Genomic DNA, 14,339 nt, shown 5'->3' with positions numbered 1-14,339 from the left:
ATGAACGATTATCACGATAAGAAAGTCGTCATTATCGGGTTAGGATTAACCGGCCTTTCCTGCGTCGATTATTTTATCAGCCGGGGCGTCACGCCGCGCATGATGGATACGCGTTTCACTCCTCCCGGCCTTGATAAACTCAGTGACCGGGTGGAACGCCATCTGGGCGGGTTGAATGAAGACTGGCTGCTGGAAGCGGATCTGATCGTGGCCAGCCCCGGTATCTCCCTGTCCCACCCGGCGCTGAGCGCCGCCGCCGACGCGGGCATTGAGATTGTCGGTGATATCGAGCTGTTTTGCCGCGAGGCTAACGCGCCCATTGTGGCCATCACCGGCTCCAACGGTAAAAGCACCGTCACCATGCTGGTGGGGGAAATGGCCAAGAAAGCCGGCCGGCAGGTGGGCGTCGGCGGCAATATCGGCTGGCCGGCGCTGATGCTGCTTAACCAGCCCAAAGAATTGTATGTGCTGGAATTGTCCAGTTTCCAACTGGAAACCACCTCCAGCTTGCGGGCCGCCGCCGCCACGATCCTGAATGTCACCGAAGACCATATGAATCGTTATCCCCTCGGTATGCAGCAATACCGCGCGGCTAAATTACGGATATATGAAAACGCCAAGGCTTGCGTGGTGAATGCCGAGGATCCGCTGACGCTGCCGGTGCGCGGTCGGGATAGCCGCTGCGTCGGTTTCGGCGTGGCGGCGGGAGAGTATTGTCTCGACGGTCAGTGGCTGCAGGTAAAAGGCGAACATGTGCTGGATACCGGCGAAATGAAGCTCACCGGGCGTCACAACCACACCAACGCGCTGGCGGCCCTGGCTCTGGCGGATGCGGTGGGGATCCCCCGCGACGCCGGCCTGGAGGCGCTGAGGAGCTTTTCCGGCCTGGCCCATCGTTTCCAGTTGGCCTATGAAAATCACGGCGTGCGCTGGATAAACGACTCAAAGGCCACCAACGTCGGCAGTACCGAAGCGGCGCTTAACGGTTTGAAGGTAGACGGGACGCTGCATCTGTTATTGGGTGGCGACGGTAAAGCGGCGGATTTCACGCCGCTGTTCCCCCTGCTGCAGGGGGAAAACATCCGTTTATACTGTTTTGGCCGCGACCGCGACCCGCTGGCGGACCTGCGCCCGGATGTCGCCCTTCGAACCGAAACCATGGAGCAGGCGATGCGGCAGATAGCCGGCCGGGTCAAGGCGGGGGATATGGTGTTGCTGTCGCCGGCCTGCGCCAGTCTCGATCAGTTCCGCAGCTTCGAACACCGCGGCGATGAATTCACGCGATTGGCAAAGGAGCTCGGCTGATGCGGATACCGGGATTGAGCCATTTCGGCGGGTTAAAAGATTGGATTATGGGCGTGCGCGAAGTCGAGGCGCCCACCAACATGCTTTACGATCGCACCCTGCTGTGGCTGACCCTCGGCCTGGCCTGTCTTGGTTTTGTCATGGTGACCTCGGCTTCCATGCCCATCGGGCAGCGGCTGTCGGACGACCCGTTCTATTTTGCCAAGCGCGACGCCTTCTACCTGGCGCTGTCGTTTGGTCTGGCGATGGTGACGCTGCGGGTGCCGATGGATGTGTGGCAACGCTACAGCTCGGCGATGCTGCTTATGACCATGGTGCTGCTGCTGGTGGTGCTGGTGGTAGGGAGCTCGGTTAACGGCGCCTCGCGCTGGATAGCCCTCGGCCCGTTGCGCATTCAGCCCGCTGAATTGTCCAAACTGGCGCTGTTTTTTTACCTCGCCAGCTATTTGGTGCGCAAAGTGGAAGAAGTGCGCTCCAATTTCTGGGGTTTTTGCAAACCCATGGGCGTCATGGTGGTGCTGGCGGTTCTGCTGCTGGCGCAACCCGACCTGGGGACGGTGGTTGTGCTTTTCGTCACCACCCTGGCGATGCTGTTTCTGGCCGGCGCCAAGCTGTGGCAGTTCCTGGCCATTATCGGCTCGGGCATTTTCGCGGTGGTGCTGCTGGTTTTCGCCGAACCCTATCGTATGCGACGGGTGACCTCATTCTGGAACCCCTGGGAGGACCCGTTCGGCAGCGGTTATCAGCTGACTCAATCGCTGATGGCTTTTGGCCGCGGCGAGTTCTGGGGACAAGGACTGGGCAATTCAGTGCAAAAGCTGGAGTATTTACCGGAGGCGCATACCGACTTCATCTTTTCGATTTTAGGCGAAGAGCTTGGCTATTTCGGTGTGGTTTTAACGCTGTTGATGGTATTCTTCGTGGCTTTTCGTGCTATGTCCATCGGTCGCAAAGCCCTGGAGATCGATCAGCGTTTTTCCGGTTTCCTGGCCTGCGCCATCGGTATCTGGTTCAGCTTTCAAACCCTGGTGAACGTCGGCGCTGCGGCCGGCATGTTGCCCACCAAAGGGTTAACTCTGCCGTTAGTCAGCTACGGCGGTTCGAGTTTATTGGTGATGTCCACGGCGATAGTGTTGTTGATGCGTATTGATTTTGAAACGCGCCTGACTAAAGCGCAGGCGTTTGCAAGGGATCCCCGATGACCGGGAAAACCAGACGTTTAATGGTGATGGCCGGCGGTACCGGCGGCCATGTCTTTCCCGGACTGGCGGTGGCCCATTATTTGATGGATCGCGGTTGGCAGGTGCGCTGGCTGGGTACCGCCGATCGAATGGAAGCCGATTTGGTGCCGAAAAACGGTATCGATATCGATTTTATCCGTATTTCCGGTTTGCGGGGTAAAGGATTACGCGCCCAGTTGTCTTCTCCCTTGAGGATCTGGCGCGCGGTGCGGCAGGCGAAAGCCATTATGCGCGCCTACCGGCCGGACGTGGTGCTGGGCATGGGCGGCTACGTTTCCGGGCCGGGGGGATTAGCGGCCTGGCTATGCGGGGTCCCGGTGGTATTGCACGAACAAAACGGCATCGCCGGGCTGACCAATCGCTGGCTGTCGAAGATTGCCAAAAAGGTTTTGCAGGCGTTTCCGGGCGCGTTTCCCCGGGCCGAAGTGGTGGGCAATCCGGTACGCACCGATGTGCTGGCGTTGGCGCCGCCCGCCGAACGGTTTGCCGGGCGCGAGGGACCCGTCCGGGTGCTGGTGGTAGGCGGCAGCCAGGGCGCGCGGGTGCTGAATCAGACCATGCCGGGGGTTGCCGCCCGCCTGGGAGAACGGATTACCCTGTGGCACCAGGTGGGCAAAGGCGCGCTGGCGGATGTGAACCGCGCTTATGCTGAGGCCGGACAAACCGGCCACAAGGTGACGGAGTTCATCGAGGACATGGCGGCGGCCTATGCCTGGGCCGACGTGGTGGTCTGCCGCTCCGGTGCACTGACGGTGAGCGAAGTGGCCGCCGCCGGACTGCCGGCGATTTTTGTGCCCTTTCTGCACAAAGACCGGCAGCAGTACTGGAATGCCCGGCCTCTGGAGCAAGCCGGCGCGGCAAGAATTATTGAACAACCGCAGTTTTCGGTGGCAAGCGTGAGCGAACTGCTTGCCGCCTGGGATCGAACAACGCTGCTGACCATGGCGGAAAACGCCCGCAAAGCAGCGATTCCGGACGCGACGGAGCGGGTGGCGCGGGTAGTGGTGGCGGCGGCTAAAGCCTGACAACAGGACCGGCGCAACAACGAATAATCGACCGGGTGGACCTATGGGCCTATCCGATGAGAAACATCATACTTAAGTGGTTAAAACGTGAATACACAACAACTGGCGAAACTGCGATCCATAGTGCCCGAGATGCGTCGGGTCCGGCAAATTCATTTTGTCGGCATCGGCGGCGCCGGTATGGGCGGCATCGCGGAAGTGCTGGCGAATGAAGGTTATCAAATCAGCGGCTCGGATCTGGCCCCCAACGCCGTGACCCAGCAATTGACCGAACTCGGCGTGAAGATATTTTTTAACCACCGGCCGGAAAATATCAGCGAAGCCAGCGTAGTGGTGGTCTCCAGCGCCATTGCCGCAGATAACCCGGAGATCGTGGCGGCCAAAGAAGCGCGTATTCCGGTGATCCGCCGCGCGGAAATGCTGGCGGAACTGATGCGCTTTCGCCATGGCATCGCCATTGCCGGTACCCACGGCAAAACCACCACCACCGCGATGGTGGCCAGTATCTATGCCCAGGCCGGACTGGACCCGACCTTTGTCAACGGTGGCCTGGTGAAGGCGGCGGGGGTGCATGCCCGCCTGGGATGCAGCCGTTATCTGATAGCCGAAGCGGATGAAAGCGACGCGTCGTTCCTGCATTTGCAGCCGATGGTGGCCATTATCACCAATATCGAAGCCGACCATATGGACACCTATCAAGGCGACTTCGAGATTTTAAAACAGACTTTTATCAGCTTCTTGCATAATTTGCCGTTTTACGGACGCGCGGTGATGTGTGTGGACGATCCGGTAATCCGCGAACTGCTGCCGCGGGTAGGCCGCCATATCACCACCTATGGTTTTAACGAGGCGGCGGACGTGCGTATCACCGATTACCTCCAGCAAGGGGCCCAGGGCAGCTTCAAGATCTATCGGCAGGACAAGCCGGTACTGGCGGTGGAGCTGAACGCGCCGGGCCGCCACAACGCGCTGAACGCCGCTGCGGCCATTGCCGTCGCCACCGAGGAAGGCATCGACGATGACAGCATCCTGCAGGCGCTGGCGCAATTCCAGGGGACCGGCCGCCGTTTTGATTTCCTCGGTACTTACCCGCTGGAGAATGTTAACGGCAAGCAGGGCAGTGTGATGCTGGTGGATGATTACGGCCATCACCCCACCGAAGTGGACGCCACCATCAAGGCGGCGCGCGCCGGTTGGCCCGATAAACGGTTGGTCATGGTATTTCAGCCCCATCGGTACACCCGGACAAGAGATTTGTATGAGGATTTTGCCACCGTATTGTCCGGGGTGGATGTGCTGTTTATGCTGGATGTCTATCCCGCCGGTGAAACACCGATTCCCGGCGCCGATAGCCGCTCGCTGTGCCGCACCATTCGCGGTCGCGGGAAAATCGACCCGATCATGGTGGCGGATATGGACGCGCTGCCCGAGACCCTGGCGCTGGCGCTGCAGGACAACGATCTGGTGCTGATGCAAGGGGCCGGCACCGTGGGTAAAATTGCGCGCAAACTGGCCGATACCCATTTACAGCCGAACCTTGCCACTACGCTTGAGGGACCTCATGTCTGAGAAAGTAGCGGTTTTGCTGGGCGGCACATCCGCCGAACGCGATGTCTCGCTGCAATCGGGGCAGGCGGTGCTCGACGGGTTGCTGGCCGGCGGGGTGGACGCCCATGCCGTGGATACCCGCGATGTGTCGGTATTGAGCCTGAAGGCGCAGGGTTTTCAAAAGGTGTTCATCGCCCTGCACGGCCGCGGCGGGGAAGACGGCACCCTGCAGGGCGCGCTGGAGTTTCTCGGCCTGCCTTATACCGGCAGCGGTGTGATGGCCTGCGCATTAACCATGGATAAGCTGCGCACCAAATGGCTTTGGCAGGGCAGGGGACTTTCGGTGCCGCCTTATGTGGCCCTGGACCGCGAAGGTTACCGGCAGGACCCCTCAGCAGCGGCGGAACCGCTGCGGGCGCTGGGCATGCCGGTGATAGTGAAACCCAGCAACGAAGGCTCCAGCGTCGGCATGACCAAGGTGGAGCATGCGGCGGATCTGCCGGCGGCGCTGGCGGAAGCCTTTCGTTATGACCAGAGCGTGCTGGTGGAGAAATGGCTGACCGGGCCGGAGTTCAGTGTCTCCATCCTGGGGGATCGGGTATTGCCGTCGGTGCGTATTCAGCCGTCGGCGACGTTTTACGATTACGAGGCGAAGTATCTGTCGGATGAGACCCGCTATTTTTGTCCGGGCGGGCTGGACGACCGACAGGAGCAGGCGTTAATGACATTGGCGCTCGATGCCTGGCAGGCGGCTGGATGCAGCGGCTGGGGACGGGTGGATATCATGGCCGACGGCGACGGGGAGTTATACCTGCTGGAGGTCAATACATCACCGGGCATGACCCGGCATAGCCTGGTGCCGATGGCGGCGCGGCAAAGCGGAATGGATTTTCCGGCTTTGGTTATGAACATTCTGGCATTGGCGGGCTGATATGTCCCAGGCAGCAATCAACATCCGCAACCGCGAGACGGAAGATGACGCCGGCAAACGCAGCAACGGCGGTCAGCTCGCAGGGTTGATGTTCCTGATGATGGTGCTGGCCACCATTGTCTGGGGCGGCTGGATGGTGGTTGCCTGGATGAAGGATGTGCATCGTTTGCCTTTGTCCCGGCTGGTGGTCACCGGGCAGCGTTATTACACCACCAATGACGATATTCGCCAGGCGATTTTATCCCTGGGCGCGCCGGGGACGTTTATGACACAGGATGTCAACGTCATTCAGCAGCAGATCGAACGGCTGCCCTGGATTAAGCAGGCCAGCGTGCGCAAACAGTGGCCCGACGAACTGAAAATCCACCTGGTGGAGTATGTGCCGGTGGCGCGCTGGAACGATCTGCATATGCTGGACGCCGGCGGCAAGGTGTTCAGCGCGCCGGCGGAGCGCGTCGGCAATCAGCCGATGCCTCTGCTGTACGGTCCGGAAGGCGGCGAACAGGATGTGCTGACGGGTTACCGCGAGATGAATGACGTGATGGCGGCCCATAAGCTTACGTTGAAGACCGTCAGTATGAGCGCGCGTCATTCGTGGCAGTTGACGCTGGCGGATGATACCCGGCTCGAATTGGGACGGGATGACAGGACGCGGCGTTTACAGCGCTTTATCGGGATTTATCCGGTTCTTCTCCAGCAGGCCCGGGCCGATAATAAACGTATTAGTTACGTGGATTTGCGTTATGACGCGGGAGTTGCCGTTGGATGGGCGCCGGCGTTTATCGACGATGCAAAGAGCAATTCGCAACAGAGTCAGAATCAGGTACAGGCTAAATAATAATGATCAAGTCGACGGACAGAAAACTGGTAGTTGGACTGGAGATCGGTACGGCAAAGGTTGCCGCATTGGTAGGGGAAGTTCTGCCCGATGGCATGGTCAATATTATCGGGGTGGGCAGTTGCCCGTCTCGGGGTATGGATAAAGGCGGCGTCAACGATCTCGAATCGGTGGTCAAGTGCGTTCAGCGCGCCATCGATCAGGCCGAGCTGATGGCGGATTGCCAGATATCTTCGGTATACCTGGCGCTCTCCGGCAAGCATATCAGCTGCCAGAACGAGATAGGGATGGTTCCTATTTCGGAAGAGGAAGTGACGCAGGAAGATGTGGAGAATGTGGTGCATACCGCAAAATCCGTGCGCGTTCGTGACGAACATCGAATTTTGCATGTGATCCCACAAGATTATGCTATTGATTATCAAGAGGGTATTAAAAATCCGGTGGGATTGTCCGGCGTGCGGATGCAGGCCAAGGTTCATCTGATTACCTGCCATAATGATATGGCGAAGAATATTGTTAAGGCTGTTGAACGTTGCGGCCTGAAAGTGGACCAGCTGATCTTCGCCGGCCTGGCCTCCAGTTACGCGGTTTTAACTGAAGATGAGCGGGAACTGGGGGTTTGCGTGGTGGATATCGGCGGCGGCACCATGGATATGGCGGTGTATACCGCCGGCGCGCTGCGGCATACCAAGGTTATCCCCTATGCGGGCAACGTGGTCACCAGCGATATCGCCTATGCTTTTGGTACGCCGCCCGCGGATGCGGAGGCGATTAAAGTCAGGCACGGATGCGCGCTGGGGTCGGCGGTGAGCAAGGATGAAACCGTGGAAGTTCCCAGCGTCGGCGGACGTCCGCCGCGCAGTCTGCAACGGCAGACCCTGGCGGAGGTGATTGAACCTCGTTATACCGAATTGCTGAATCTGGTGAATGACGAAATCCTGCAGCTGCAGGAACAGCTTCGCCAGCAGGGAGTAAAGCATCATTTGGCCGCCGGTATCGTGCTGACCGGCGGCGCGGCTCAAATAGACGGGCTGGCGGCCTGCGCGCAGCGGGTGTTCCATACCCAGGTGCGCATCGGGGTGCCGTTGAATATAACCGGTCTGACGGATTACGCGCAGGCGCCTTATTATTCAACCGCCGTTGGGTTATTGCATTATGGTAAAGAATCTCATTTGAGCGGTGAGATTGAAGTAGAAAAACGTACCTCGGTAAGCAACTGGATAAAGCGTATCAGTAGTTGGCTGAGGAAAGAGTTTTAATATCTAACTTGCGGGATCATGCTGTGCAGGCGGCGGATTCCGATGCGACAGGCACAAAACGGAGAGAAATTATGTTTGAACCTATGGAATTAACCAATGACGCGGTGATTAAAGTCATCGGCGTCGGCGGCGGCGGCGGCAATGCCGTGGAACATATGGTGCGCGAACGCATCGAAGGCGTGGAATTTTTCGCGGTGAATACCGATGCCCAGGCATTGCGTAAAACCGCGGTGGGCCAGACCATTCAGATTGGCGGCGGTATCACCAAGGGTCTGGGCGCCGGAGCCAATCCCGAGGTGGGTCGAAATTCCGCTGAGGAAGACCGTGAAGCACTGCGTGCGGCGCTGGAAGGCGCGGATATGGTGTTTATCGCGGCCGGCATGGGCGGCGGCACCGGTACCGGCGCGGCCCCCGTGGTGGCCGAGGTGGCCAAGGAATTGGGCATACTCACCGTTGCCGTGGTGACCAAACCCTTCAATTTTGAAGGCAAGAAGCGCATGGCTTTTGCCGAACAGGGTATCGCCGAGCTGTCCAAACATGTGGATTCGCTGATTACCATCCCTAACGACAAGCTGCTGAAAGTGCTGGGCCGAGGTATCTCGCTGCTGGATGCGTTCGGTGCGGCCAATGACGTGCTCAAGGGCGCGGTACAGGGTATCGCCGAACTGATCACCCGGCCGGGTCTGATGAACGTCGACTTTGCCGACGTGCGTACCGTCATGTCCGAAATGGGTTATGCCATGATGGGTTCAGGCGTGGCCTGCGGTGAAGATCGGGCCGAAGAAGCGGCGGAAATGGCCATTTCCAGCCCGTTGCTGGAGGATATCGATCTTTCCGGCGCTCGCGGCGTACTGGTTAACATTACCGCCGGCTTTGATTTGCGTTTGGACGAGTTTGAAACCGTGGGTAACACTATCCGCGCTTTCGCCTCTGACAACGCCACCGTGGTTATCGGGACATCCCTTGATCCGGATATGAACGACGAACTGCGCGTAACCGTTGTGGCTACCGGTATCGGCATGGACAAACGTCCGGAAATCACGCTGGTCACCAATAAGCAGAACACTCAGCAGGTGATGGATAACCGTTATCAGCAGCATGCCCACGGCATGTCGCCGATGCAGCAGGAGCAAAAAATCGCGGCGAAAGCGGTGAATGAGCAGGCTGCGCAGGCGGGTAAAGAACCTGATTATCTTGATATTCCCGCTTTTCTCCGCAAGCAGGCGGATTAAAACCAGGTATATTGGGAATCTCCGCTCTTTGTGCTAAACTGCCCCACCGACGCTCGGCTATAATTTGTCGGTGGTCTGGATAACATTGCGAGATAAATTGATGATCAAACAGCGGACACTTAAACGTATTGTTCAGGCCACTGGTGTGGGCTTACACACCGGTAAAAAGGTCACACTGACTTTGCGCCCTGCATCGGCTAATACCGGGGTCATCTATCGCCGTACGGATCTCAACCCCCCGGTGGATTTCCCCGCGGATGCGAAATCGGTGCGCGATACCATGCTTTGTACGTGTCTGGTCAATGAGCATGATGTTCGTATATCCACCGTCGAACATCTTAATGCCGCATTGGCGGGTTTGGGCATCGATAACATCGTCATTGAAGTCAATGCGCCTGAAATTCCTATTATGGACGGCAGTGCGAGCCCCTTTGTCTATCTGTTGCTGGATGCCGGAATCGAAGAGCTGAATTGTGCTAAGAAATTCCTGCGCGTCAAACAGTCGGTTCGCGTGGAGGATGGCGATAAATGGGCGGAATTGACGCCGTATAACGGCTTCAAGCTCGATTTTACCATTGATTTTAATCATCCTGCGATTGATGCTAGCTCGCAACGTTATTGCCTGAATTTTTCCGCCGAGTCCTTCGTCCGGCAAATCAGCCGCGCACGTACCTTCGGGTTTATGCGCGATATCGAATATCTGCAGTCCAGGGGCCTGTGCCTGGGCGGCAGTTTCGATAACGCCATTGTGGTTGATGACTATAAGGTGCTCAACGACGACGGTTTACGTTTTGAAGATGAGTTTGTCCGTCACAAAATGCTGGACGGTATCGGCGATCTGTATATGTGCGGTCATAACATCATCGGCGCGTTTACCACCTACAAACCCGGTCATGCCCTGAACAACAAGCTGTTGCAGGCGGTATTGGCACGTCAGGAAGCCTGGGAACTGGTGACCTTCGAAGACGAAGCCGAGATGCCGGTGACGTTTACCGCACCGTCTTTCGTTATGGCGTAACGGTATCGTTTTGGACTGATGTGTTTTAATCGTTTCGATTGGTGGGGTCGGCACCTTCTCCGGCCAGCTTCGCCAGTCGTTCGAGCATTTTTTTGAGTTTCTCCGGGCTTCGTTCCGCCAGATGCCGGATTGCTTCGCCGCTCTGCCGGCTCAGTATTCGTTTTTTCCCTTCGGTTGTCCCCTTGCCGGTTAACGGTTCGCCGTGGTTTTGCGTAATCTGATGGCCTTTTGTGGCCAGAGTCGGGTTAATCCTGATGTCGATTGATGACAATGATGGTAGAATCTGCGCTCGTAACGCGGATAATAACCTAGATTGTTCATAGCGTAACCTCATCATCCAGCTGGCATTGGCGGTTTCAAGAATCAAAACGCCTTGGCGGAAGTTGGCTACGCGACACCAAGGCTGCAGTGGCGCGGGCAATAATCCGGCTACCGCGCGGTTCAGCTTTAACAGCGCCACCGCCCGTTGCTGGATATGCAACAATGAGTTTCGCTCCGGTGTCGTAAGTGAGCCAAGCAGGATATCAATGGACTGTGGACGACTGTCACGCATAAAAACTCCGGCGGAATGCATTAAGTAATGGGTATTTTAAATCGTTGGCGACAATTTGGCAGACGTTATTTCTGGCCGCACCTCCTGCTGGGTATGGTGGCGGCAGGTCTTGGCGTACCTTATGTGCTCGGCAGCGGGCAGGAACAGGCACACCTGGCCAATACCCTATCCAGCCCCAGCCGTCAAAACGCGTTTAACGCCGGTTTTGCCAATCTCTCGTTCCTGAAAGAAACCCAGCGCCGTCCTTCCTTTACCGTGGACTATTGGCATCAGCATGCCATTCGCACGGCTATTCGTCATCTGTCCGTGGCCTGGGTACCGGAACCGCTGAGACCCAGATCGCCGCTGGCGGAGAGTGTCGCGCCGCTGAAAGTGCAGCATCAGGTGCTGATAACCGCCCTGAACGGTCTGCTGACCCGTGAATCGAAACAACCTTCGGTTATTCGCTCTCTCCGGCAGGGTGAATACCAGCCCTGCCTCGATCATCGTACAGGAATTCGCCTGGCCCAGGTACAGGGAATTCGAGCCGGACCCGCCCGCATAATCTAACCTGTGTTACCACGGAATTTTTTTTATCTTTTATGCCATTATGGGCCGCTGCATTTCAGTCAGTTCCGGCCGTGACGAGATTTAAATAATTATGTTATCAAAATTGCTTACAAAAGTGTTTGGCAGTCGTAACGATCGTACCCTGCGCCGGATGAACAAAACGGTTGAAATCATCAACCGGATGGAACCGGATGTGGAAAAACTCACCGATCAGGAGCTGGCGGCGAAAACCATCGAGTTTCGCGAACGCCTGGCTAAAGGCGAAACGGTGGACAGTTTGCTGCCGGAGTCTTTCGCCGTTGTGCGCGAGGCCAGTAAACGGGTGTTTGCCATGCGTCATTTCGATGTCCAATTGGTGGGCGGCATGGTGCTCAACGATCGCTGCATCGCGGAAATGCGTACCGGTGAAGGTAAAACCCTGACCGCGACCCTGCCGGCATACCTGAACGCCTTGAGCGGTAAGGGTGTCCACGTGGTTACCGTCAACGACTATCTGGCCCAGCGAGATGCGGAAAACAACCGCCCGCTGTTCGAGTTTCTCGGTTTGACGGTGGGCATCAACCTGCCGCAGATGCCGGCCCCGGCCAAACGAGCCGCCTACGCCGCCGACATCACCTACGGCACCAATAACGAGTACGGTTTCGACTACCTGCGCGACAATATGGCGTTCAGCCCTGAGGAACGTGTCCAGCGCAAGCTGCATTACGCCCTGGTGGATGAAGTGGACTCCATCCTCATCGATGAAGCCCGTACGCCGCTGATTATTTCCGGCCCGGCGGAAGACAGCTCCGAACTGTACAATCGGGTGGATACGCTGATTCCCCGCCTGATTCGTCAAGACAAAGAGGATTCCGATACCTTCCACGGTGAAGGGCACTTTTCAGTGGACGAAAAATCCCGACAGGTCAACCTTACCGAACGCGGATTGGTGCTGATCGAAGAGATGATGGTGCAGGCGGGCATTATGGAAGAGGGCGAATCCCTCTATTCGCCGGCCAATATCATGCTGATGCACCATGTGACCGCCGCCCTGCGGGCCCATGTGCTGTTTGCCCGGGACGTGGACTATATCGTCAAGGACGGCGAAGTGATCATCGTTGATGAACATACCGGCCGCACCATGCCGGGACGCCGCTGGTCGGACGGTTTGCACCAGGCGGTGGAAGCGAAGGAACATGTGGCTATCCAGAACGAAAACCAGACCCTGGCCTCCATCACCTTCCAGAACTACTTCCGTTTGTACGAAAAACTGGCCGGCATGACCGGTACCGCCGATACCGAAGCCTTTGAGTTCAGTTCGATCTACAAGCTCGATACCATCGTGGTGCCCACCAACCGGCCGATGATACGTAATGATATGCCGGATCTGGTCTACATGACCGAGAAAGAGAAGATCGACGCGATCATTGAGGATATCAAGACCTGTTCCACTAACGGACAGCCGGTGCTGGTGGGGACCATCTCCATTGAGAAATCGGAGGTTGTTTCCGCGGAACTGGATAAAGCCGGTATCGAACATAAAGTTCTGAACGCCAAATTTCACGCCATGGAAGCGGATATTGTCGCCCAGGCCGGACAGCCTGGACAGGTGACCATCGCCACCAACATGGCCGGGCGTGGTACCGATATCGTGCTGGGGGGAAGCTGGCAGGCGGAAATCTCCCATATTGAAGAGCCCACCGAAGATCAGATTGCCGCCATCAAAGAGGCCTGGCAGATCCGCCATGATCGAGTTCTGGCGGCGGGCGGCCTGCATATCATCGGTACCGAGCGCCATGAATCCCGCCGTATCGATAACCAGCTGCGAGGCCGTTCAGGTCGCCAGGGAGATCCCGGCTCGTCTCGTTTCTACCTGTCGATGGAAGATGCGCTGATGCGTATTTTCGCCTCCGACCGGGTCTCGGGCATGATGCGCAAACTGGGCATGAAACCCGGTGAAGCCATTGAACACCCCTGGGTGACCAAAGCCATCGCCAATGCCCAGCGTAAAGTGGAAAGCCGCAACTTCGACATCCGTAAACAGCTGCTGGAATATGACGATGTGGCCAATGACCAGCGCCGCGCAATATACAGCCAGCGCAACGAATTGCTGGATGTGGCGGATATCAGCGAGACCATTCTCAGCATCCGTGAAGACGTGCTGAAAACCATCCTTGATATTTATATTCCGCCGCAGTCCCTGGAAGAGATGTGGGATGTGCCGGGGCTGGAAAAGCGTCTGAAGGATGATTTCGATCTGGACATGCCCATCGCCGAGTGGTTGGATAAAGAACCGGGTCTGCATGAAGAGACGCTGCGCGAGCGTATTCTTGAACAGACATTGGAACAATACCGCCGGAAAGAAGAGGTGGTAGGCGTGGAAATGATGCGCAGCTTTGAAAAGGGCGTGATGCTGCAAACGTTGGATTCATTGTGGAAAGAACATCTGGCGGCGATGGACTATCTGCGGCAGGGCATTCATTTGCGGGGCTATGCCCAAAAGGATCCCAAGCAGGAATATAAACGCGAGTCCTTCGCCATGTTTGCCGCGATGCTCGAATCGCTGAAATACGAAGTGATCAGTACCCTGAGCAAGGTCCAGGTGCGGATGCCGGAAGAGGTGGAAGCCTTGGAACAGCAGCGCCGTGAAGAGGCTGAACGCCTGGCGCGGCAGCAGCAGCTGAGCCATCAGCCCGAACCGATGATGGCGGAGCCTGATGCGGTCAATCAGCCGCTGCGGGAAGGCCGCAAGGTGGGACGTAACGATCCCTGCCCCTGCGGCTCAGGCAAAAAATACAAGCAGTGCCACGGCAGATTACAACAATAATATACCCTAAATAATTCGAGTTGCAGGAAGGGGG

Annotated in this window: 12 protein-coding genes; 11 read left to right on the top strand and 1 reads right to left on the bottom strand. The window is 57.3% G+C overall.

Annotated elements, in window-relative coordinates; translation table 11 throughout:
* The 9 genes from murD (at nucleotide 1) to lpxC (ending at nucleotide 10,397) form a co-directional block, all read left to right on the top strand.
* Nucleotides 1-1,305, top strand: a complete 1,305-nt coding sequence (gene murD / locus HB631_RS13265) for a UDP-N-acetylmuramoyl-L-alanine--D-glutamate ligase (RefSeq protein WP_213991631.1) — start codon at nucleotides 1-3, stop codon at nucleotides 1,303-1,305.
* A complete protein-coding gene (ftsW, locus tag HB631_RS13260; protein ID WP_213991630.1) occupies nucleotides 1,305-2,507 on the top strand; it encodes a cell division protein FtsW in 1,203 nt (400 codons plus the stop codon). Before murD ends, ftsW begins: the two co-directional genes overlap by 1 nt.
* Nucleotides 2,504-3,571 carry an undecaprenyldiphospho-muramoylpentapeptide beta-N-acetylglucosaminyltransferase gene (gene murG / locus HB631_RS13255; RefSeq protein WP_213991629.1) on the top strand — a complete coding sequence of 356 codons (1,068 nt, stop codon included), beginning with the start codon at nucleotides 2,504-2,506 and terminating at the stop codon, nucleotides 3,569-3,571. Before ftsW ends, murG begins: the two co-directional genes overlap by 4 nt.
* A gap of 87 nt (nucleotides 3,572-3,658) precedes the next feature.
* Nucleotides 3,659-5,140 (top strand): UDP-N-acetylmuramate--L-alanine ligase, encoded by a 1,482-nt coding sequence (gene murC / locus HB631_RS13250; RefSeq protein ID WP_213991628.1) that lies wholly within the window; start codon nucleotides 3,659-3,661, stop codon nucleotides 5,138-5,140.
* Nucleotides 5,133-6,050 carry a D-alanine--D-alanine ligase gene (locus tag HB631_RS13245; RefSeq protein WP_213991627.1) on the top strand — a complete coding sequence of 306 codons (918 nt, stop codon included), beginning with the start codon at nucleotides 5,133-5,135 and terminating at the stop codon, nucleotides 6,048-6,050. Before murC ends, HB631_RS13245 begins: the two co-directional genes overlap by 8 nt.
* A 1-nt stretch (nucleotide 6,051) precedes the next feature.
* Entirely contained in the window at nucleotides 6,052-6,888 is an 837-nt protein-coding gene (gene ftsQ, locus HB631_RS13240) for a cell division protein FtsQ (protein WP_213991626.1), read from the top strand.
* 2 nt (nucleotides 6,889-6,890) lie between these two features.
* Nucleotides 6,891-8,147 (top strand): cell division protein FtsA, encoded by a 1,257-nt coding sequence (gene ftsA, locus HB631_RS13235; RefSeq protein ID WP_213991625.1) that lies wholly within the window; start codon nucleotides 6,891-6,893, stop codon nucleotides 8,145-8,147.
* Between the two features lie 71 nt (nucleotides 8,148-8,218).
* Nucleotides 8,219-9,379 (top strand): cell division protein FtsZ, encoded by a 1,161-nt coding sequence (gene ftsZ / locus HB631_RS13230; protein ID WP_213991624.1) that lies wholly within the window; start codon nucleotides 8,219-8,221, stop codon nucleotides 9,377-9,379.
* A gap of 100 nt (nucleotides 9,380-9,479) precedes the next feature.
* On the top strand, nucleotides 9,480-10,397 hold the full coding sequence (gene lpxC / locus HB631_RS13225) for a UDP-3-O-acyl-N-acetylglucosamine deacetylase (RefSeq protein WP_213991623.1): 918 nt from the start codon (nucleotides 9,480-9,482) through the stop codon (nucleotides 10,395-10,397).
* Between the two features lie 25 nt (nucleotides 10,398-10,422).
* On the opposite strand, the gene HB631_RS13220 is transcribed toward lpxC, so the two are convergent.
* Nucleotides 10,423-10,950, bottom strand: coding sequence for a DciA family protein (locus HB631_RS13220; protein ID WP_213991622.1), 528 nt, complete (start codon nucleotides 10,948-10,950; stop codon nucleotides 10,423-10,425).
* A 27-nt stretch (nucleotides 10,951-10,977) separates the two neighbouring features.
* Between HB631_RS13220 and secM the strand changes: the two genes are divergently transcribed.
* Entirely contained in the window at nucleotides 10,978-11,499 is a 522-nt protein-coding gene (secM, locus tag HB631_RS13215) for a secA translation cis-regulator SecM (RefSeq protein WP_213991621.1), read from the top strand.
* Nucleotides 11,500-11,590: 91 nt separating this feature from the next.
* Nucleotides 11,591-14,305, top strand: a complete 2,715-nt coding sequence (gene secA, locus HB631_RS13210; RefSeq protein ID WP_213991620.1) for a preprotein translocase subunit SecA — start codon at nucleotides 11,591-11,593, stop codon at nucleotides 14,303-14,305.
* Nucleotides 14,306-14,339: the final 34 nt, after the last annotated feature.

It is taken from the genome of Sodalis sp. dw_96 (genome assembly GCF_018449575.1).
GTDB lineage: Bacteria > Pseudomonadota > Gammaproteobacteria > Enterobacterales > Enterobacteriaceae > Acerihabitans.
The sequence above is the reverse complement of the archived record's forward strand: the minus strand, read 5'-3'. Positions and strand labels throughout refer to the sequence as shown.